This is a genomic window from Flavobacterium pisciphilum (genome assembly GCF_020905345.1).
Lineage (GTDB): Bacteria > Bacteroidota > Bacteroidia > Flavobacteriales > Flavobacteriaceae > Flavobacterium > Flavobacterium pisciphilum.
On record NZ_JAJJMO010000001.1, the window covers coordinates 1,412,510 to 1,433,112 of the forward strand.

Consider the following 20,603-nt stretch of genomic DNA (forward strand, 5'->3'; position numbering starts at 1 on the left):
GTCGCGACGAATGGTTTTTTTTATATCGGTTAAAAGACCTCTATTTAAATTCTAAAATCATTCAATGATTTTTCGATAATTTCTAAACACTCATTAATTTGAGATTCAGTCATTACTAATGGTGGTGCTAATCTAATTTTGTTACCGTGAGTAGGTTTAGCCAATAAACCGTTATCTCTAAATTTAAGACAAATATCCCAAGCCAAATCAGAATCTTCTCCACAATTGATTACAATTGCATTCAATAATCCTTTACCACGAACAAGTGTAATTAAATTATTTCTTTTAGCAATCTCGTTTAAACCTTTTCTTAAAATGATTCCTAAACGTTCTGCATTTTCAGCAAGATTTTCATCTTTAATTACTTCAAGTGCAGCAATTGCTACAGCAGCAGCAACTGGGTTTCCACCAAAAGTAGATCCGTGTTGTCCCGGTTTAATAACATTCATAATTTCGTCGTTACACAAAACTGCAGAAACAGGATAAACTCCTCCAGAAATTGCTTTCCCTAAAATTAAAATATCAGGTTGTACATTTTCATGATTAACAGCTAATAATTTTCCTGTACGTGCAATTCCAGTCTGAACTTCATCTGCAATAAACAATACATTATGCTCTTCACATAATGCTTTTGCTTTAGCTAAATATCCTTCAGAAGGAACATAAACTCCAGCTTCACCTTGAATTGGTTCTACCAAAAATCCAGCAATATTTGTTGACGATTCTAAAGCCTTTTTAAGAGCCTCAAGATTATCGTATTCTATTTTTATAAATCCATCTGTAAATGGTCCGAAGTTTTTACGAGCAGTTTCATCATTAGAGAACGAAATAATTGTAGTTGTTCTACCATGAAAATTATTCTCACAAACAATAATTTGTGCCTGATTCTCTGGAATACCTTTAACTTCATAAGCCCATTTTCTACACACTTTAAGAGCCGTTTCAACAGCCTCAGCACCAGTATTCATCGGTAAAACTTTATCAAACCCAAAATATTTGGTTACAAACTCTTCATAAGGACCTAATTGATCATTATAAAAAGCACGCGAAGTCAATGTAAGCCTTTGAGCTTGATCAACCATTGCTTTCACAATTCTTGGATGACAATGACCTTGATTAACTGCTGAGTAAGCAGATAAGAAATCATAATATTTCTTTCCATCTACATCCCAAACATAAACACCTTCACCTCTTTCTATTACAACTGGAAGTGGGTGATAATTATGAGCTCCATACTTATTTTCTTTTTCAATCAAGATTTCTGATTTTGATGAAAGGTTTTGTTTTGTCTGCATGATTATTTATTTTTTTAAACTTAAGTTACAAAATTAGCCATTTTTATATATTTTGCAACAATAAAAAGTTATTATGACTTAAAATTTATTTATTTTACAGAAATATTAACTTTACAAGCATGAATTCAAGTCATTTTTAAATACAACTATTCTATTTAGTCCCCTATTTGAAAATCGCAAAAAATAATTACTTTTATAACTAACAGAAACAATCATTTTTAATTCAGAACGAAACAATGGATATATTAGACGAATTCGATATCAGCATCATAAAAGAGTTAGAAAAAGATGGCAGAATGGCCTTCTCCTCTATCGCTTCAACTCTGAAAATCTCGAACACAATGGTCCATCAACGAGTTAATAGACTAATTGATCATGGTATTCTAACTGGAATTAAACCTGTTGTAAATGAAAAAAAGATCGGTTATGACTGGGCATCCTTTACAGGAATTACACTCAACAAAGATTCAGACTCAGATCGCGTAATACAATCCTTAAAAGAAATCCCTGAAGTTACAGAATGTTATTTTGTAACAGGCTCATTTACGCTTTACATAAAAATCATAGCCAAGAACCATGAGCATATGAGAAAAATTCTCTACGAAAAAATTGATAGCATTCCTGGTATTGCAAAAACCGATTCGATTATAGAATTAGGTTGCGCTTTTAAGCGAAATATCACTTTATAATCAACCTTATAGACTAAAAATATGCGATTACAATTCCTTTTATCAGTTATTTTATTTTTCTGTAAATCAGTCTTGTTTTCGCAAACTACTGTTTCAAATCCATCCAAAAGTGATTTCTCAGGAACACTTTCTTTCTTAGCTTCAGATTGGATGGAAGGTCGTGGAAGTACTCAAAAAGGAGGTTTTATGGCTTCTGATTATATTGCTTCAATGATGGAACAATACCAATTAATTCCCTACAGTCCAAAATCAGGATATTTTCAAAACTTTAAAATCCGTGAGCACACTGTAAAAAAAACATCTTTTAAAATAATAAAAGGAGGCAAAGAAACACTTCTGCTGTCTCCAGAAAATGACTTTCAAGTCACACCAATTGAGCAATCAATACAAAAAGAAGCACAAATAGTTTTTGTTGGCTATGGGCTAAGTCTACCTAAAGAAGGTTATGACAATTATAAAAATCAAAATGTAAAGGGCAAAATTGTTGTTGTTTTAAAAGGATTTCCAGGACATCAGGATAGCACTTCAACTACATATCAGAAGTTTAAAAAATTATTCCCTGAAGAAAATAATCTCGAAGAAATCAAATTACAAACTGCCATCAATAAAAATGCAGTTGCTTTGATAATTATAGATGGGAACGAGAATTACAAACCTAAAAATGCTAAAGAAAACGAAGTTTTTCATTCATTAGAAAATCCTATTACAACATCTATCCCCGTTTTTAAATTCAGTAAATCTGCAGCCCAAAAACTTTTTTCAGGAAGCGGTATTTCAGTAGAATCAGCAGAAAAAAAACCAAGCATTGCTTCTACCCCATTGAAAAACACAACAGTTAATTTCTCCATTGAATTGCAATCTGAAACTTTTCCTGTTCGAAATGTTTTAGGAATGATTCAAGGAAGAGACACCACTAAAACCATTATTGTAGGGACGCATTATGATCATTTAGGAATTAAAAACGACACAATCTATAATGGTGCCGATGACAATGCTTCAGGAGTTTCAGGTATGTTAGCCTTAGCCAAAAACTGGTCAGAGTCAAAAATAAAACCACCATGTAATATCTTATTTGCTTCATGGACCGCAGAGGAAATGGGGCTTTTGGGAAGTCAATTTTACATTCAGAATTTTGATTTAAAAAACAAAAAAATAGTTCTCGCTATTAATATGGATATGATATCCAGAAGTGCACCAGAAGACAAAACCCAACGAATTTTAAGCATTGGAACTCAAGAAGGAAGCGATAACTTAAAAGAAATTATTAATGCTAGTAATAGCAACCTATCAAAACCGTTTACTCTTGATCTTTGGGAAACTAATGGACATACCGGAAGTGATTACGCCTCTTTTGCAGCAAAAGGAATTCCTATTATGACATATTTCAGCGGTTTTCATGAGGATTACCACTCGATGCGTGATATAGCCTCAAAAGTAGATTTAGATAAAATAAAAGATGTTCTTTATATTGTAAATACCTCTCTTTTAAAATTTATAGCAAATATGCCTTAACTAAACCAAAATAAAACCATGAAAAACCAGCAACTATTCAACTATTTGTCCAAAAAACAACTATTGATTTCACTTTTATTCATGAGCTGTATGCTTCAAGCGCAAGCACCTAAAGGAAAGCTATTCATAATTGGCGGAGGTGACCGATCTGACAATTTAATGAAGCAAGTAGTAAGCGTTGCCGATTTAGCAAAAAAAGATTACATCGTCGTTTTGCCGATGTCAAGTGAAGAACCTGATAGTTCATTTATCTTTTTTAAAACACAAATGCTAAAATTAACAGCTAACCCAATTGTGATGCTGAATTTTAATAAAGAAACTGCTCAAAATAAAACCTTGACAGACTCTTTGCAAAAAGCAAAACTAATTTTTATAAGCGGAGGTGATCAAACACGATTTATGAATATTGTTCAAAATACTCCCATAAAGACAGCAATACAAAAAGCATATCAAAACGGAAGTACAATTTCTGGAACAAGCGCTGGCGCAGCTGTAATGTCGGAGAAAATGATAACAGGAAATCAAAAATTGCAAAAAGAATACTCTGGAACTTTTGATAATATCAGACACGATAACCTAGAAACTTCGGAAGGTTTAGGATTAATAAAAACAGCTATTATCGATCAGCATTTTTTAAAGAGAAATCGCTACAATCGACTCCTAACCGCTTTAGTCGAATTTCCGACTTTAACTGGAATTGGAATCGATGAAGCTACTGCAATTATTGTTAGAAACAATCAAATTGAAGTTGCTGGAGATAGTGAAGTTATAGTAGTTAAGAATCCAAAAGGAATTATGAAAGCTAAAAACAACAACCTAATTTCAATAGAAAATCTGCAAATGAGCATTTATACTGCTGGCCAAAAATTTAATATCAAATAACTATGTTCAATTACCTAAAAATAATAAAACTAAGCTTTATTGTTTCTTGCATAAGCTTTCAGATTACTGCACAGAAAATAAATCCAAAAGAGATTGACCGACTAGAGAAATTAGCAGAACAGGTTACAATAATTCGTGATAATTGGGGCATTCCACATGTTTATGGAAAAACCGATGCTGATGCTGTCTTTGGATTGCTTTACGCACAGTGCGAAGATGATTTTAAACGAATCGAGATGAATTATATCGAAAAACTTGGACGCCTTTCAGAAATAAAAGGACAATCCGTTTTATACAATGACCTAGAAATTCGTCTTTTGATAGATGCACAAGAAGCAAAATCAGATTATAAAAAAGCACCAATCTGGCTCAAAAAACTTTTAAATAGTTATGCTGATGCTATCAATTTTTATCTATACAAACATCCTGAAGTAAAGCCAGCCTTATTGACTCATTTTGAACCATGGTTTCCTTTGCTCTGGACTGATGGAAGTATTGGAGCCATAAGTACAGCTGATCTTTCAACAGGGGAACTAAAAGCATTCTATTCCGGAAACAATGATAAAGTAGCTTATGTAGAAAGAGAAAAAAACGTGCAGACTGGTTCAAATGGTTTTGCCTTTTCTCCATCAAAAACTGTCGATGGAAATGCAATTCTATACATTAATCCACATACCACTTTTTACTTTAGACCAGAAGTTCAGGTAACAAGTGAAGAAGGCTTAAATGTATATGGAGCTGTAACATGGGGACAATTTTTTGTTTACCAAGGATTCAATGACAATTGTGGTTGGATGCACACATCATCAAATGTAGATGTTGCAGATATGTATGCAGAAAAAATCGTTCGTAAAAACAATAAAATATTTTATGAATTTGATAAAAAACTACTGCCTATTACCGAAAAACAAATCACAATAAATTATACTGAAAACGGGAAATTAATTCCAAAAAAATTCAAAACCTATTTTACCAATAACGGTCCGATTATGGCCAAACGTGATGGGAAATGGATTAGTTTAAAATCGAATAATCGATCGATGACGAGTCTTATTCAGAGTTGGGTAAGAACAAAATCTACCAATTTTGAAGAGTATAAAAAGGCAATGGATTTAAAAGCCAATACTTCTAACAATACTGTGTATGCAGACAGCAAAGGAAACATAGCCTACTGGCATGGGAATTTCATTCCAATAAGAGACAAAAAACTCAATTGGTCAAAGGTTGTTGATGGTTCAGTTTCATCAACACAATGGAAAGGCTTGCATGAAGTAAATGAAACAGTACATATATACAATCCAGTAAATGGCTGGCTTCAGAATTGTAATTCAACTCCTTATACAGTTGCAGGAGAAGACAGTCCAAAAAAAGAGAACTACCTTCCCTATATGGCGCCAGATGGAGAAAATTTTAGAGGTATAAACGCCGTTCGCCTATTTAGTAAAGGTGAGGATTATACCTTAGACAAAGTAATTGCTGAAGGTTATGACACTAAATTATCTATTTTCGAAATTTTAATTCCAAGTTTACTTACTGTATTTGAAAAAAACGTAAAACCTACAGATACAGAATATGCAGATTTAGCCGAATCAATTGCTATTCTAAAAAACTGGGATTATTATGCTGCGGAAAATTCTATAGCAACAACATTAGCTGTGGAATGGGCATATAAATTAGATCCAATTATCTTGAAAGCTTATATCGATGAAGGCGAATTAGATCAGGTTGAAAACACCAAGAACTTTGCAAAAAACGCAACAGCAAATCAACTAATACCACAATTACAATCGGTTTTAAAAGAACTTAAATCAAAATGGGGATCATGGAAAATAGCATGGGGCGAAGTAAACCGTTTTCAACGCTCTAATGGTGATATCGATTTAAAATATGACGATTCAAAACCAAGTTTACCAATTGCTTTTGGTCCAGGCTCATGGGGCAGCTTGCCTTCCTATAAAAGCAGTTATCAAAATGACTCTAAAAAACGTTATGGATATAATGGTAATAGTTTTGTTTGCGCTGTAGAATTTGGTCCTAAAATAAAAGCAAAATCACTACTGGCGGGAGGAAACAGTGGTGATCCATCCTCAAAACATTTTGCCGATCAAGCCGAAATGTATCAAAAGGGGGCGTTTAAAAAAGTCTTATTTTACAAAGAAGATGTTGTTAAAAATGCCGAAAAAACATATCATCCGGGTAAATAATTTTACCCCTAACCATCAGCTTACAAAAAACTTAGAAGAAATGTATTTTTGAAATTTTTTTGTAACATAAAATTTTTAATATTTGTTTAAATTTATAAAACCATGAAAACATTACCCCTTCTCTTACTTACTACTATCCTTTTTTCTAATATTATGAGCGCACAATTAAAACCAGTAAAATATACCGATGGAAGTCAGGTTTTAAATGGACTAGCCATTAATCCAACAACAAAAAGCAATGAAAACCCAGGAATTTTAATCCTTCCCGCTTGGAAAGGTATTGATAATGCATCCAAAGAAATTGCCGAAAATTTAGCCAACCTAGGGTATCATGTTTTTATTGCAGATATCTACGGACAAGGAAACTATCCTAACGACAATACAGAAGCTGGTAAACTATCTGGATATTACAAGAGTAATTTTAGTATTTATCAAAAGAGAATTAACCTAGCCTTACAACAATTAGTAAAATCGGGAGCCAATGTGAATAATACTGTTGTAATTGGGTATTGTTTTGGAGGAACAGGCGCTCTTGAAGCTGCAAGAGGGCATCTTAATGTACAAGGAGTTGTTTCTTTTCATGGTGGCTTAGGAAAAGACATTAAACGACCTGCTCAACCTATTACTACAAAAGTATTGGTTTGCCACGGTGCTGATGATCCTTACGAGTCAAAAGAAGAAATCAATGCTTTTCAACAAGAAATGCGTGATACCAAATCCGATTGGCAAATGATTTATTATGCAAATGCTGTACACTCATTTACTAATCCTGAAGCTGGAAATGATAATTCTAAAGGAGCAGCTTATAATGAAAAAGCGGCCAAACGTTCATTCGAACATTTAAAAAATTTCTTAAATGAAGTCTTAAAAAAATAACCATAACTATCTCAAACCAAAAAATACCAAACCAAATTTTTTATGTCAAAAAGCGCTTTAAGAAAAGACAAAACCTGCCTGAATTGCAGACACGTTGTTGATCAAAAATTCTGCCCCAACTGTGGACAAGAAAACACTGATACTCGAAAAACATTCCACCATTTATTCATTCATTTTTTTGAAGATTTAACGCATTACGAAAATGCTTTTTGGCGCACAATTAGAAACCTTTTATTTAAACCAGCTGCTCTAACCAAAGAATATCTTTCGGGAAAACGCTTGTCTTATTTGGCACCTGTTCGATTATACATTTTCATCAGTTTTGTTACTTTTCTTTTAATTGCATTATTTCCCACTCGCATCACAGAAGACATTACTAAAGGCGAAAAAGAAATTACTTTACATATAAATAAAGTAAATAAGGAGGATCATAAAATAAATACAAACCCCGAGTACTTCCGATTGAAACCGATGAAAGAAATTGATTCTATCCAAAAATTTGGAAAAGAAAAAGATAAACTTTCTGAGTTTGGGTATTGGGCATATAAAAAGGCTTCAGGCGTTACTGAACATTATACCAAGAAAGAGATTATTAATAAATTCATGGAATCTTTTTTCCATAATATTCCTAAAATCCTCTTTATAATAATGCCGTTTTTTGCATTCTTTTTATGGATCTTTCATAACAAAAAGAAATGGTATTATTTTGATCATGGAATTTTCACTTTGCATTACTTTTCTTTTCTTCTCTTAATTTTTCTGATTTTATTTTTAATGAATAAAATCACTTCCTCTTTTGAAGAATATGCTGTGGTTAATTTAATTACAATACTAGTAAACACTGTTGGAATAGTTTGGATGTCTTATTATTTTTATCCTGCACATCATCGTTTTTATGGAGAAACTAGATTCGTGTCATTTATCAAAAGTGTTATTTTATTTTTCATAAACTTCCTTTTTGTTCTATTTATACTTATCTTTTACATTCTTTACACATTTATCAATTTACACTAATCAAGAAATGAAAAAAATCTTAATTCTATTATTAATTGCTTCGGCATTTTCTTGCAAAAACACTAAAAACGTAGTTGCGAAAGACAATTCGGATCCAACCAAATATATGAATACCATTACAGCTGCCGAATTAAAAAAGCATCTTTATATTGTGGCTTCAGATGAAATGGAAGGAAGAGATACTGGCTCAAAAGGGCAGAAAAAAGCGGGTGTTTATCTTATAGATCAATACAAAAAAGATAAAGTTACTTTTCCTAAAGGAGCAACTGATTACTACCAACACATTCCTGCATCCTACTTAAATGCCAAAAGAAATCAAAATCTACCCGATTCTGAAAACATTTGGGCTTATATTGAAGGTACTGAGAAACCAGATGAAATATTAGTTATTTCAGCACATTACGACCATGTAGGTATGAAAAATGGTGAAGTATTTAATGGTGCCGACGATGATGGATCTGGAACTGTAGCCCTACTTGAAATGGCTCAGGCATTTACTAAAGCAAAGAAAGATGGTCATGGACCAAAACGTTCTATCCTTTTCTTGCATGTAACTGGTGAAGAGCACGGCCTACATGGTTCACGTTTCTATTCAGAAAACCCATTGTTTCCTATCGCAAATACAATAGCTGATATTAATATTGACATGATTGGACGTCGCGATGTTGAACACGCAAATACAAACAATTACGTATATGTAATTGGTGCTGACAGACTTTCTAGCGATTTACATAATATTGTAGTAGCTCAAAACGAAAAATACACCAAGGTTGATTTGGATTTCAAATTCAATGACCCAAAAGATCCAAATCATTTTTATGAGCGTTCAGATCACTATAATTTTGCTAAACTTGGTATTCCATCTGTGTTTTTATTTAATGGCGTTCACGAAGACTACCATAGAAAAGGGGATAAACCAGAAAAAATCGAATACGACGCTTTAACAAAAAGAACCCAACTAGCATTTGTAATAGCTTGGGATCTGGCAAACAGAGAAAACAGACCTGTAGTTGATAAGAAGTAACTGAGGTTCTGAGGTTCTGAGGTTCTGAGGTTCTGAGGTTCTGAGGTTCTGAGGTTCTGAGGTTCTGAGGTTCTGAGGTTCTGAGGTTCTGAGGTTCTGAGGTTCTGAGGTTCTGAGGTTAAAAAAAGGATGAGTAAATACTCATCCTTTTTTTTATTCCTAATTTTTATTTCTTTACAAATTCTTCTGTTGTAAGCTGGTCTGCAAAATGATGTACAATTTCTTTTAGCATATAATCTTGTTGTTTTTTATTAAAAGCTGCCGTAGCATCACTAATAATAAACGTATTGTATCCTATGTCGTGAGCTTCACGCATAGTACTTTCTACACAAACATGGGTTGCATAGCCAACTAGGTATATATTCTCAATTTTATTATTTCTCAAGTAGGCATCTAAATTTGACCCTGCAAATCCACTTGCTCCCACTCTACCAGTAACAACAAATTCTTTTTCTAAAGGCTTAACCGTTTCATAAAATTGTGATCCAAATTCATTTATCGGAAAAGTTCCTGCTTGCGGAATTGCTTTGCGTAAACCACTTTTCCCATTTGCCAGTTCTGGATACCCTTTTTCAAAACGCAATCCAACATGAATCACACTTAAATCATTTTCTCTTGCATACTGAAGTGCTTTTTCAATATTGGTAATTGAATTCTTCATCATCTTATCATCTGTAACTAAGTTTTTCCTCAACTTCCCATCTGGATGCATCCATTCATTTTGAGTCTCAATTAATACCAATGCCGATTTTTCTTTTGTCTGACTATTCATCATGCTTGTATTTATTAGTAGTATTATCAGGATTATTATTTTCATCATTTATAAATTTAAAGGATTAGGTATGTGCTCATTTGAAACTTTTGCAACAGCTCTCCACCCATTCTCAAGTTTTAAAAGTGAAATGTAATCCGTTATTATATGCTCTCCTTTTCTAAAAAGCTGGACTTTTACCACCGCTGCCTTTCCGGTTACATCTATCAGATCAAACTTATATTCGAGGTTTCTGTCTCCTGATTTTATTTTTTCAGGATCATTTTTATATTTTTCAACTATTTTAATCCAAACAGGAAGTTCCAATTTTTTCAAATTTGTACCATCAGCAATTAATATTGCAAAATCAGGATGGAACCCATTACGGATTTGTTCAATATTTAAATCGTTTAACACGCCGTTTAAAAAAGTAGTTTCGATTAATGTTTTCAAATCCTGCTGCTCAGCACTTGTTATCGCTTTATCATTGCTTAACACCCAACTATCATGCAACCACTTTTCTGTAATACGCTTTCCAGCTGCATTATCCCACTTAATGTTACGCTCAAAAGTAATAATCGAACCATCAAAGCCTACAATTACCCAACAATAGTCATTTGTAGAAGCACGATAACATTTATACTTCATTCCACTTATTGTGATTTCTTTGCCATCAACAAAAATCTTCTCATCATGTTGTTCTATCCAAAGATTCTTCAACTCACTCGCTAAAGAAGTATCCAATTGCTTCAAAAACTTATCAGCTATCTTTTTTGTTTCATTCTTTGATATCATTTTTGAATTAGAAAACTTCTTATCCATATAAGTAAATCCTAAAATTTGCTTTTGATTTTCAGATACAACAAAAGAAAAATGTTCTCCATTCTTGTTTCCATTCTTGTCTTTCTGATAACGAAATAACAATGCGGACTCTTTATCTACAATCACTTTTTTCGCTGAATAGAAATAATATCCAGAAGGAATACGTACATGTTTCTCAAATTCTTTTAAATAATCTGCCTGTACAGGGGTTTTTTCCTGTGCTACTGGTTTAAAACTCATCATAATCATTGCCGTTGTAATTAATAATAATCTTTTCATTTTTTTTAATTGTATTTAATTATCAATAATTGTAAATAAATTACAATTTCAAACTAACGGTTAATTTTATACATTTGCAACATTAATTGTAAATAATTTACAAAATGGATAAATCAAACGCAGACAAAGCCTTATCATTCGACTTTAATTTTTTAGATAAATTGATTGTTGGAATTGGCGAAGTATCACAGATTACAGGCATTCCCACAAGGCAAATTCGCTATTGGGAAGAGAAAGCCATCATAAGTAGCTTAACTGAAGAAGAAGGAAAAAACAGAAGATATAATTATGAGAACATTAAAAAAATGTTGCTTATAAAAGAGCTTTTAGACGAGGGGTATACTTTAGATTCTGCTGCAGAAAAGATAAAAAACAGAATGGAACTTATTGAAAACACTTTAAACAAATTAAAAAAGGGAGAATAAAACTATTCTGCTGCATTTGAAAATATTTTATTGGCTACTATTTACTGATAGTAATAATGATAAACAAAAAAGGATGAGTAAATACTCATCCTTTTTTTATATTTTAAACTTAAATTCTCAGCGACTTAGCAACTAAGAACCTTAGTCTGTGTATTTAGTCATTCATAGAAATTAAAAACTCTTCGTTGTTTTTAGTTTTCTTGAAACGGTCATTAATAAAGTCCATTGCTTCAACAGGGTTCATATCTGAAAGATATTTTCTCATGATCCACATTCTTTGTAATGTTTTCTCATCAAGTAACATATCATCACGACGCGTACTTGAAGAAGTAAGGTCGATTGCAGGGAAAATACGTTTGTTAGCAATTTTACGATCCAATTGTAACTCCATGTTACCTGTACCTTTAAACTCTTCAAAAATAACTTCGTCCATTTTAGATCCTGTCTCAGTTAATGCTGTAGCGATGATACTTAATGAACCACCATTTTCAACATTACGAGCAGCTCCAAAGAATCTTTTTGGTTTTTGCAATGCATTCGCATCAACACCACCACTTAATACTTTACCAGAAGCTGGTTGTACAGTATTGTAAGCTCTTGCCAAACGTGTAATTGAGTCTAATAGTATCACTACATCATGACCACATTCAACCAAACGTTTTGCTTTTTCTAATACGATATTTGCAATTTTAACGTGTTCTTGTGGTTCTCTATCAAAAGTAGAAGCAATTACTTCTCCACGTACACTACGTTGCATGTCTGTAACCTCTTCAGGACGCTCATCTATAAGAAGAACAATTAAATATACCTCAGGGTGATTTGCTGCAATAGCATTTGCAATGTCTTTTAATAACATTGTTTTACCCGTTTTTGGCTGTGCTACAATCATACCACGTTGTCCTTTTCCTATTGGAGAAAACAAATCGATAATACGAGTTGAAATTGTACTTTGCTTTTCGGCTAATTTAAATTTCTCTGAAGGGAAAACTGGAGTTAAATGTTCGAAGGAAACACGATCACGAACTACTTGTGGGTCATGTCCGTTTATTTTTAAAACACGAACTAATGGGAAAAATTTTTCTCCTTCTTTAGGAGGACGCACTACTCCTTTTACTGTATCACCTGTTTTAAGACCAAACAATCTGATTTGTGAAGTTGATAAATAAATATCATCTGGAGAGGCTAAATAATTATAATCTGAAGAGCGTAAGAAACCATATCCATCTGGCATCATTTCAAGAACACCTTCACTTTCGATAATTCCATCAAACTCAAAATCTGAGTCTCTAAAATTATTCTTTTTATTTTTAAAATTTGGATTTTGATTCCCGTTATTCCCGTTCTGATTTTGATTCTGATTCGGGTTTTGGTTCGGATTCTGATTTGGGTTTTGTTTATTCTGATTCGGATTAATCTTTTTAGCTTGAATTGGTGCTTCAACTTTTTCCGATGTTGTATTTTCCGATGTTGTATTTTCTGTAGTCTCAGCAGAATTCTCATTTGGAGTTTCAGCTGCAATTGCATTTTCTTTTACTGCTTCTTTTTCTTTTTGCAAAGCGACCTTTTTTTCATAAGCCGATTTATTAAACTTTATAACTTTAGAAGCTTTTTTCTCAGGCGCACTTTTCTCTGGAGATTCAACAGGTTTAATAGTTTCTGCTTCTACTACTGGAACTTCTGGAGTTATTGGAGTGTCAAGAATTTCGCTTGTCTTATTCTCTTTTTCTTCTTCAAAAACTATATCCTTTTGAACTGTATTCTTTTGTATAGCAGCTTTCTTTACAGGAACAATTCGAACTCTTTTTGGCTTATCATCTTCAACTACATTAACTTTTTGTTCCACTGCTGATTTTGCAGTTTCTTCTTGATGGGATAAAATATGACCTATTAATGTCTCCTTTTTTACACCGTTAAATTTTATTGTTTTAGCTAACTTAGCTATTTCTTGAAGCTCAGAAAGCTTCATTTCTTTTAATGCAGAAATATCAAACATGAATGTTCTATGAGTTTAATTAATTTTAAGAAATACTGTAAAAGAATAGGTAGTATCTTTATTTTTTTTAGTTGAATCAACCGCAGTATGAAGTGCTTACGGTATTATGATGCAATAATACGAATAAAATTTTATCATACAATAGTATTTTAAAAAAAGAAAATATATTTTTGTAAAACAATTACCAACTATAATGATACAAAGAGTTCAAACTATATATTTAATTTTAACATTTGCAGTTACAGGCATATTAATGTTTTTTGTTCCACTTTGGATAACTGCTGATGCTAAGCCATATTATTTCATGCAAAATCAACTTTATGTTATTTTGTTTGGACTAAGCACTATGCTTTCTATAGTAAGTATCATTTCATACAAAAAAAGACAAAACCAGTTTGTCATGGGCAGACTGAATATCATATTAAATTTAATTTTATTAGGATTATTTGTATATCACTCACTAAACTTATCTGGAGAAACACCTGCTGTTTCGGAGAAAGGTATTGGGATGTTTCTACCTATAGTTGCTATCGTATTATTAGTATTAGCTAATAAAGCCATCAAGAAGGATGAAGATCTTGTAAAATCTGTGGATCGATTGAGGTAAACCTATAAACTTAATTTATTTTGTGCGAAGAAAACCCGAATTGTATGATTCGGGTTTTTTTGTGGAAAATATATTACCATTAATGCAATAAAAAACAAAATAAACCCCTACAAACACTCGCATTCTCTTATTTTTACCTAAATTTGAAACTAAATAGTCATCATTTTTATGAAAAACAAAATACGAGTACATCTAGCCGACGATCATCAGGTACTTATCGATGGGCTTACTAATTTATTACATACTGTTTCAGACTTTGAAGTTGTGGGTTCGTCTTTAAACGGAATGAATATTTATAATGATGTAGCTTCAAACAATACTAGCATCTTAGTTTTAGATATAAGTATGCCACAAAAAGATGGCATCGAAGTCCTTAAAGAATTCTCAGAAAAAGGGTTCCCTTGTAAAGTAATAATCCTTTCTAGCTATGATGATTTAAAAATCATCAAAGAAGTCATGAACCTAGGAGCCAGTGGTTATCTAACCAAAAAATGTGCTGGTGAAAATATCATAGAAGCCATTGAAGCTGTCAATAAAGGCGAAGAATATTTCTGTGACTCCGTTAGAGAAAAGATTTTTACCACATTTACAAAAGGCAATCCTAAACTTAATGAGCGTACTCGAGAAGAGAACTCAATACTAAGTTCACGTGAATTAGAGATAATCACCTTGATTTCTCTTGAGTATAGTGGTAAAGAAATTAGTGAATTACTTTTTATCAGTACCAATACTGTAGAAACACATCGCAAAAACATCATGAAAAAGCTAAAGACCAAAAACACTATTGGTCTGGTAAAATATGCAATTAAAAACAATTTAATAAAATCTTAAAAAACAAAGTAGCAATCTAGAACACATTTAATTAAGTAAAATAGGTTATTAACAAATCACAAAAGTGATTTAACTAAATTTGCTTTCTATGTGTAACTTAATGTACTTTTAACGGCTAATATTTTTCTATGTCTTCTACTCGGATTATTGCCTTACTACTCTTTCTTATCCAAAGCTATGGTAATGCTATTTTTGGACAAGAAAAGAAATTAACAAAACAAGAGCTAGAAAGACTCTCTGATGAATCTGTAAAAATGATGCGTGAAGGACATCACGAAAAGTCATTAACACAATCCCGAATTATTTTAAACTATGCTATTAACAATAAAGACATCAATCTTATTGCAAAATCGTATAATACAATTGCAGCCAATTTTGATGAGTTAACAGAACCTGACAAAGCATTATTCTATTATAACAAAGGATTAATGTATGCAGAAAAAACCAATAACGGCGAACTTAAAAATTGGCTTTATAATAATTTAGGAAATATCTACTGCTTTAATAAAAAGGAGTACGAGAAAGGAATTTCATTCTACAAAAAATCACTTTATTACAGCACTAGAATAAAAGATTCAGTGCAAATTGTTTTCACAAAATTAAATATCGCTTGGGCATATTTTGATATTGGCGGTTATAATGACGGCTATCCATACCTAAGCTATATTAATAAATACCATTCAAAACATGGCGATGAGTCTACTTTGGTAGTATTAAACATGCTTAATGGAATGTATCACAATCATACCAATGAAAACAAAAAAGCTGATTTCTTTTTTAACAAAGCCATAGAAATTGGTAGCAAAGGAAATGAAAAATCAGACTTGTCCTTTACCTATCTGGAATATTCAAAATTCTTATCAAAAATTGGACAGGATAAAGCCGCCTACAAAAACCTTGCTCTTTATAATGCTTTAAACGAAGAATTAAGCAATGAAGATAAATTACGAAAGGTTGATGTTGCAGGTCTTAACCTAGAAGTGGATGAATACAAAAGAGATATCGATAAGATTGGAAGTCAATACAAATCCAATCAGCAATCCTTATTGTTGGAGCAATCTCGAAACAAAAAAGTGGTTAGTATTATGATTTCACTATTTGTTATTAGTATCATCTTATTTTATTTCTTCTATCAAAATACTAAACTGAAACAAAAAAACAGATTAAAAGACATACAAGGTAAAATTCAACAGAATATAATCAACGCCAGTATCGATGGTCAAGAAAGCGAACGCAAGAAAATTGCCTTATTCTTACACGACAATATTAGCGCATTATTATCCTCTGCCGGAATGCATTTAAACGTTTTTTCTACTCAAAACGAACCTGTTTCTGAAGAAATTCTAAAAACAAAATTCATCCTCGAAGAAGCACACGACAAAGTACGTGATTTATCTCATGAACTTTTGCCTACACTACTGGTTCGATTTGGATTGTTTTACGCTTTAGAAGATTTATGCGAAAAAAACTCTAACTCGACAATGCTATTTGAATACAACTGCTCGATTCCTTCCAAAACACGCTATCATGAAAAATTTGAAATGAGAATCTATTTCATTATTTCAGAACTTTTAAACAATATTATCAAACATAGCGAAGCTAGCATTGCAAACATTTCATTAACAGAAGACAACTCCAACTTGATTATTAATGTAAATGATAACGGTAAAGGTTACAAAACAAATAAATTCCATATCATAGAAGGTTTTGGCCTGAATCAAATTAGAGCAAGGATAAAGAATTTAAAAGGAGAAATAACTGTTAAGTCTATAATTGATATGGGTACCTCAATTAGAGTAGAAGTTCCTATAATGTATCAGGTATAAATTAATTGCGTTTTTCGATTTCGATAATCTCTAAATCTTTTATTTTGTCTCCCTCAATTACAAAACGAAGCATGGTACGCACTTGATGGAAACCACTCTTTCCTGCTGCTCCCGGATTCATGTGTAGTAAATTATTCTTTTTATCAAACATGACCTTAAGAATATGCGAATGTCCACAGATAAATAATTTAGGTGGATTTAATGCCATCTCTTCCTTAATAGCAGGACTATATTTTCCTGGATAACCACCAATATGAGTAATCCAAACTGAAACATCTTCGCACATAAACCGATTATTTAAAGGAAATTCTAAACGCGCCTTAGCATCATCTATATTCCCATAAACACAACGCAATGGTTTTATTGCTTTTATAGCATCAGTTACCAATAAATCACCAATATCACCCGCATGCCACACTTCATCCGCCTGTGAAACGTATTTTAAAATAGTGTCATCAATATGACTGTGGGTATCGGAAAGTAAGAGGATTTTTTTCATTCTAAGTGACTAAGATTCTAAGTTGCTAAGGTACTAAGATTTCTCACTACACATACAAAAGAAGGCGTCTTTCCTGCCTTTCTATATAAAAAACCCAATTCACCCTCGTAAACTGAACCTCTAAATCTTATACTAAATGTAATACTGTATATCTTTAAAATTCATTTCTATAAAAAACATTCTATCTTAGAACCTTAATTTTTTTTAAACCCACTTTGAGAAAACCTTAGCTACTTAGGACCTCTATAACTAAGCTCCTTAAAAAAATCCTTTGTACCTTTGTGATTCAAAACATTTGCACCTATACTTTGAGATATTTTATACAATTTGCATACAACGGCACACATTATCATGGCTGGCAATACCAACCTAATGCATCATCTGTTCAGGAAACGCTTAACAAAGCCCTTTCGGTTTTATTAAACACACCTATTAATTTAATGGGAGCTGGACGTACAGATACTGGTGTTCATGCTAAAGAAATGTATGCACACTTTGATTATGATTCTCCTATTGAGGTTCCAAATTTGATACACAAACTCAATTCCTATTTACCAAAAGACATTGCTATCTATGATATTATCTTGGTTCAAGACGAAGCACATTGTCGTTTTGATGCAACCAAACGCACCTACGAATATCATATCAATACCGTAAAAGATCCATTTCTGGAAGAGCTAAGTTGGTATTTTCATCAGTATTTAGATGTCCCTCTAATGAACGATGCTGCTAAAATTTTGTTAAATCATACCAACTTCCAATGCTTTTCAAAGGTCAATACTGATGTAAATACATTTGATTGTAGTATTTTTGAAGCCTATTGGAAAACTGAAAACAATAAACTAATCTTTACTATTTCGGCCAATCGTTTTTTACGAAATATGGTTCGCGCTATTGTTGGCACATTGATAAATATTGGTTTGCATAAAATTACGCTAGACGATTTCGAAAATATTATTGCTAGTAAAAACCGAGACAAAGCTGGTTTTTCAGTTCCCGCTCACGGATTATATTTAACTAAGATTAAGTACGATTACATTACTAAATAGCCCTGATTGAAGTGGAAATCCTTTATTGTTTTGCTGCCAAAACAATAAAGATTGTAGCAAAAAGCAGGAAATAGCTCCAAAATAAAATGAAAGCAAAAGCATTTGACACCGGCTTATTTAAACGAATTCTTACTTATACAAAGCCTTATAAATGGCGTTACAATGGAGTGATTATCTTCGCTGTTTCGCTCTCTATTTTTGCTGCCCTTCGCCCCTATTTACTTAAAGAAACAGTAGATGGATACATTAAAACACACGACCAATTAGGATTGCTTTTTTATATAACCCTAATGGGAATCGTCCTTTTATTGGAAGTATTCTCTCAGTTTTATTTTGTGTATTGGGCTAACTGGCTCGGGCAAGATATTGTAAAAGATATCCGAACGAAGTTATTCAAGCACATCTTGAGTTTTAGAATGAAATACTTCGATTTGGTTCCTGTTGGGCAATTGGTTACTCGTTCAGTTTCAGATATTGAGTCAATCGCAAGAATTTTTAGCCAAGGTTTATTCATGATTATTAGCGACTTGATGAAAATGCTTGTGGTCTTGATTTTCATGTTCTATATGAACTGGAAACTTACTTGGATTGTTGTTATCGCAATGCCTATTTTGGTTTATATTACTCGAATTTTCCAGCGTAAAATGCAAGTTGCTTTTGAAGAAGTTCGTACCCAAATTGCAAATATGAACTCCTTTGTTCAAGAGCGTGTTACAGGTATGAAAATTGTTCAGCTTTTTAATCGTGAAAATACCGAATATGAAAGCTTCAAGGAAATAAACGGAAAACATAAAAAAGCATGGATAAAGACGATTTTATATAACTCGATCTTCTTCCCTATTGCTGATATTATCTCATCGCTTACATTAGGCTGTATAGTTGTTTTTGGAGGTTTTAAAATCCTGAATGGAGATAATTTTACCACATTTGGAGATTTATTCTCTTACACGATGTTTATCGGAATGTTGTTTAACCCCTTGCGTCAGATTGCAGATAAATTCAACGAGATGCAATTAGGAATGATTGCAGCCAACCGTGTTTTTGATATTATCGATACACAGGATCACATACAAGATACTGGAACCATCGAAGCTCCTATTTTTAATGGAACAATAGAATTTAAAGAAGTTCGCTTTGGTTATATTCCAGAAGAAGAAGTTATAAAAGGAATAGACTTATCTGTCGAAGCTGGGCAAACAGTCGCAATTGTAGGCTCAACAGGAGCTGGAAAATCGACTATAATAAACCTATTGAATCGCTTTTACGAAATTAATAGCGGTACTATTTGTATTGACGGACACAATATCGAGAACTATACTTTGGCTTCATTACGCAAGCAAATCGCTGTAGTTTTACAAGATGTCTTTTTATTTGCCGATACAATTTACAATAACATTACTCTGAATAATCCAGAAATAACCAAAGCTCAGGTTCTAGAGGCAGCCAAGGTAATTGGTGTTCACGATTTCATCATGAGCTTGCCCGATAATTATGATTTTGATGTAAAAGAACGTGGAGTGATGCTGTCTTCAGGACAACGTCAGCTTATTGCCTTCTTGCGCTCGTATGTAAGCAATCCAAGTATTTTAATTTTGGATGAAGCAACTTCTTCTATAGATACCTACTCTGAAGAAATGATACAGCGTGCCACCGAAACAATTACCAAAGGAAGAACTTCAATCGTTATTGCGCATCGATTGGCAACAATTGTTAATGCCGATAAAATTGTGGTTATGGATAAAGGTCTTATTGTAGAACAAGGAACGCATCAAGAACTGATTAATCGTGCCAATGGGTATTATAAAAATTTATATGACTCCCAATTTGTGGTTGCAAATTAGAAAAACACACTGTTAGTACAGTCGCAGATTCACTGCTGTTTTCGCAAAAAAAAGTCAATTATTCGCTTAATTTTAGCAAATTATATCGCTTTTATTTTAATCTCTGTGAAATAGCCAATGTAAATTGACCTTGAAATAAAAATTAAACCTTTTTTTAAAATAAATCCTTAAATTCGCAATCTCT

Annotated in this window: 18 protein-coding genes; 13 read left to right on the plus strand and 5 right to left on the minus strand. The window is 32.6% G+C overall.

Annotation, left to right across the window (positions count from 1 at the left end):
- Positions 1–44: 44 nt before the first annotated feature.
- Positions 45–1,295, minus strand: a complete 1,251-nt coding sequence (rocD, locus tag LNQ49_RS05435; RefSeq protein ID WP_229987668.1) for an ornithine--oxo-acid transaminase — start codon at positions 1,293–1,295, stop codon at positions 45–47.
- A 236-nt stretch (positions 1,296–1,531) separates the two neighbouring features.
- Here rocD and LNQ49_RS05445 point away from each other — a divergent pair, with 236 nt between their 5' ends.
- The 7 genes from LNQ49_RS05445 (at position 1,532) to LNQ49_RS05475 (ending at position 9,496) form a co-directional block, all read left to right on the plus strand.
- On the plus strand, positions 1,532–1,984 hold the full coding sequence (locus LNQ49_RS05445) for an Lrp/AsnC family transcriptional regulator (RefSeq protein ID WP_255680735.1): 453 nt from the start codon (positions 1,532–1,534) through the stop codon (positions 1,982–1,984).
- A gap of 21 nt (positions 1,985–2,005) precedes the next feature.
- Complete coding sequence (locus LNQ49_RS05450; RefSeq protein WP_229987669.1) at positions 2,006–3,496, plus strand: M20/M25/M40 family metallo-hydrolase; 1,491 nt, start codon at positions 2,006–2,008, stop codon at positions 3,494–3,496.
- Between the two features lie 18 nt (positions 3,497–3,514).
- Entirely contained in the window at positions 3,515–4,378 is an 864-nt protein-coding gene (locus LNQ49_RS05455) for a cyanophycinase (protein WP_229987670.1), read from the plus strand.
- A 2-nt stretch (positions 4,379–4,380) separates the two neighbouring features.
- Positions 4,381–6,582: a penicillin acylase family protein gene (locus LNQ49_RS05460; RefSeq protein WP_229987671.1), complete on the plus strand. Its 2,202-nt coding sequence runs from the start codon at positions 4,381–4,383 to the stop codon at positions 6,580–6,582.
- A 102-nt stretch (positions 6,583–6,684) separates the two neighbouring features.
- Positions 6,685–7,458, plus strand: coding sequence for a dienelactone hydrolase family protein (locus LNQ49_RS05465; protein ID WP_229987672.1), 774 nt, complete (start codon positions 6,685–6,687; stop codon positions 7,456–7,458).
- Positions 7,459–7,500: 42 nt separating this feature from the next.
- A complete protein-coding gene (locus LNQ49_RS05470) occupies positions 7,501–8,472 on the plus strand; it encodes a DUF3667 domain-containing protein (protein WP_229987673.1) in 972 nt (323 codons plus the stop codon).
- 7 nt (positions 8,473–8,479) lie between these two features.
- Positions 8,480–9,496: a M28 family peptidase gene (locus tag LNQ49_RS05475; protein ID WP_229987674.1), complete on the plus strand. Its 1,017-nt coding sequence runs from the start codon at positions 8,480–8,482 to the stop codon at positions 9,494–9,496.
- A 166-nt stretch (positions 9,497–9,662) separates the two neighbouring features.
- Here LNQ49_RS05475 and LNQ49_RS05480 read toward each other — a convergent pair whose 3' ends face one another.
- Together LNQ49_RS05480 and LNQ49_RS05485 are read right to left on the minus strand one after the other, a co-directional pair.
- Positions 9,663–10,316 carry a cysteine hydrolase family protein gene (locus LNQ49_RS05480; protein ID WP_229987675.1) on the minus strand — a complete coding sequence of 218 codons (654 nt, stop codon included), beginning with the start codon at positions 10,314–10,316 and terminating at the stop codon, positions 9,663–9,665.
- Complete coding sequence (locus LNQ49_RS05485; RefSeq protein WP_229987676.1) at positions 10,317–11,348, minus strand: nuclear transport factor 2 family protein; 1,032 nt, start codon at positions 11,346–11,348, stop codon at positions 10,317–10,319.
- A gap of 104 nt (positions 11,349–11,452) precedes the next feature.
- On the opposite strand from LNQ49_RS05485, the gene LNQ49_RS05490 reads away from it, so the two are divergent.
- Positions 11,453–11,773, plus strand: a complete 321-nt coding sequence (locus LNQ49_RS05490; protein ID WP_229987677.1) for a MerR family transcriptional regulator — start codon at positions 11,453–11,455, stop codon at positions 11,771–11,773.
- A 154-nt stretch (positions 11,774–11,927) separates the two neighbouring features.
- Here LNQ49_RS05490 and rho read toward each other — a convergent pair whose 3' ends face one another.
- Positions 11,928–13,766 carry a transcription termination factor Rho gene (gene rho, locus LNQ49_RS05495; RefSeq protein WP_229987678.1) on the minus strand — a complete coding sequence of 613 codons (1,839 nt, stop codon included), beginning with the start codon at positions 13,764–13,766 and terminating at the stop codon, positions 11,928–11,930.
- A gap of 193 nt (positions 13,767–13,959) precedes the next feature.
- On the opposite strand from rho, the gene LNQ49_RS05500 reads away from it, so the two are divergent.
- From LNQ49_RS05500 to LNQ49_RS05510, 3 genes are all read left to right on the plus strand, one after another.
- Positions 13,960–14,373 (plus strand): DUF4293 domain-containing protein, encoded by a 414-nt coding sequence (locus tag LNQ49_RS05500; protein WP_229987679.1) that lies wholly within the window; start codon positions 13,960–13,962, stop codon positions 14,371–14,373.
- Between the two features lie 168 nt (positions 14,374–14,541).
- On the plus strand, positions 14,542–15,204 hold the full coding sequence (locus LNQ49_RS05505; protein WP_229987680.1) for a response regulator: 663 nt from the start codon (positions 14,542–14,544) through the stop codon (positions 15,202–15,204).
- Between the two features lie 128 nt (positions 15,205–15,332).
- Positions 15,333–17,030 (plus strand): tetratricopeptide repeat-containing sensor histidine kinase, encoded by a 1,698-nt coding sequence (locus LNQ49_RS05510; protein ID WP_229987681.1) that lies wholly within the window; start codon positions 15,333–15,335, stop codon positions 17,028–17,030.
- 1 nt (position 17,031) lies between these two features.
- On the opposite strand, the gene LNQ49_RS05515 is transcribed toward LNQ49_RS05510, so the two are convergent.
- Positions 17,032–17,529, minus strand: coding sequence for a metallophosphoesterase family protein (locus LNQ49_RS05515; RefSeq protein ID WP_229987682.1), 498 nt, complete (start codon positions 17,527–17,529; stop codon positions 17,032–17,034).
- 308 nt (positions 17,530–17,837) lie between these two features.
- Here LNQ49_RS05515 and truA point away from each other — a divergent pair, with 308 nt between their 5' ends.
- Both truA and LNQ49_RS05525 read left to right on the plus strand, forming a co-directional pair.
- Complete coding sequence (truA, locus tag LNQ49_RS05520; RefSeq protein WP_229987683.1) at positions 17,838–18,578, plus strand: tRNA pseudouridine(38-40) synthase TruA; 741 nt, start codon at positions 17,838–17,840, stop codon at positions 18,576–18,578.
- Positions 18,579–18,664: 86 nt separating this feature from the next.
- On the plus strand, positions 18,665–20,419 hold the full coding sequence (locus tag LNQ49_RS05525) for an ABC transporter ATP-binding protein (protein WP_229987684.1): 1,755 nt from the start codon (positions 18,665–18,667) through the stop codon (positions 20,417–20,419).
- Positions 20,420–20,603: the final 184 nt, after the last annotated feature.

Excerpts from the sequence above, each read along its gene's own strand:
- rocD (WP_229987668.1), bottom strand. The coding sequence starts at position 1,295 with ATGCAGACAAAACAAAACCTTTCATCAAAATCAGAAATCTTGATTGAA.
- LNQ49_RS05445 (WP_255680735.1), top strand. The coding sequence starts at position 1,532 with ATGGATATATTAGACGAATTCGATATCAGCATCATAAAAGAGTTAGAA.
- LNQ49_RS05450 (WP_229987669.1), top strand. The coding sequence starts at position 2,006 with ATGCGATTACAATTCCTTTTATCAGTTATTTTATTTTTCTGTAAATCA.
- LNQ49_RS05455 (WP_229987670.1), top strand. The coding sequence starts at position 3,515 with ATGAAAAACCAGCAACTATTCAACTATTTGTCCAAAAAACAACTATTG.
- LNQ49_RS05460 (WP_229987671.1), top strand. The coding sequence starts at position 4,381 with ATGTTCAATTACCTAAAAATAATAAAACTAAGCTTTATTGTTTCTTGC.
- LNQ49_RS05465 (WP_229987672.1), top strand. The coding sequence starts at position 6,685 with ATGAAAACATTACCCCTTCTCTTACTTACTACTATCCTTTTTTCTAAT.
- LNQ49_RS05470 (WP_229987673.1), top strand. The coding sequence starts at position 7,501 with ATGTCAAAAAGCGCTTTAAGAAAAGACAAAACCTGCCTGAATTGCAGA.
- LNQ49_RS05475 (WP_229987674.1), top strand. The coding sequence starts at position 8,480 with ATGAAAAAAATCTTAATTCTATTATTAATTGCTTCGGCATTTTCTTGC.
- LNQ49_RS05480 (WP_229987675.1), bottom strand. The coding sequence starts at position 10,316 with ATGATGAAAATAATAATCCTGATAATACTACTAATAAATACAAGCATG.
- LNQ49_RS05485 (WP_229987676.1), bottom strand. The coding sequence starts at position 11,348 with ATGAAAAGATTATTATTAATTACAACGGCAATGATTATGATGAGTTTT.
- LNQ49_RS05490 (WP_229987677.1), top strand. The coding sequence starts at position 11,453 with ATGGATAAATCAAACGCAGACAAAGCCTTATCATTCGACTTTAATTTT.
- rho (WP_229987678.1), bottom strand. The coding sequence starts at position 13,766 with ATGTTTGATATTTCTGCATTAAAAGAAATGAAGCTTTCTGAGCTTCAA.
- LNQ49_RS05500 (WP_229987679.1), top strand. The coding sequence starts at position 13,960 with ATGATACAAAGAGTTCAAACTATATATTTAATTTTAACATTTGCAGTT.
- LNQ49_RS05505 (WP_229987680.1), top strand. The coding sequence starts at position 14,542 with ATGAAAAACAAAATACGAGTACATCTAGCCGACGATCATCAGGTACTT.
- LNQ49_RS05510 (WP_229987681.1), top strand. The coding sequence starts at position 15,333 with ATGTCTTCTACTCGGATTATTGCCTTACTACTCTTTCTTATCCAAAGC.
- LNQ49_RS05515 (WP_229987682.1), bottom strand. The coding sequence starts at position 17,529 with ATGAAAAAAATCCTCTTACTTTCCGATACCCACAGTCATATTGATGAC.
- LNQ49_RS05525 (WP_229987684.1), top strand. The coding sequence starts at position 18,665 with ATGAAAGCAAAAGCATTTGACACCGGCTTATTTAAACGAATTCTTACT.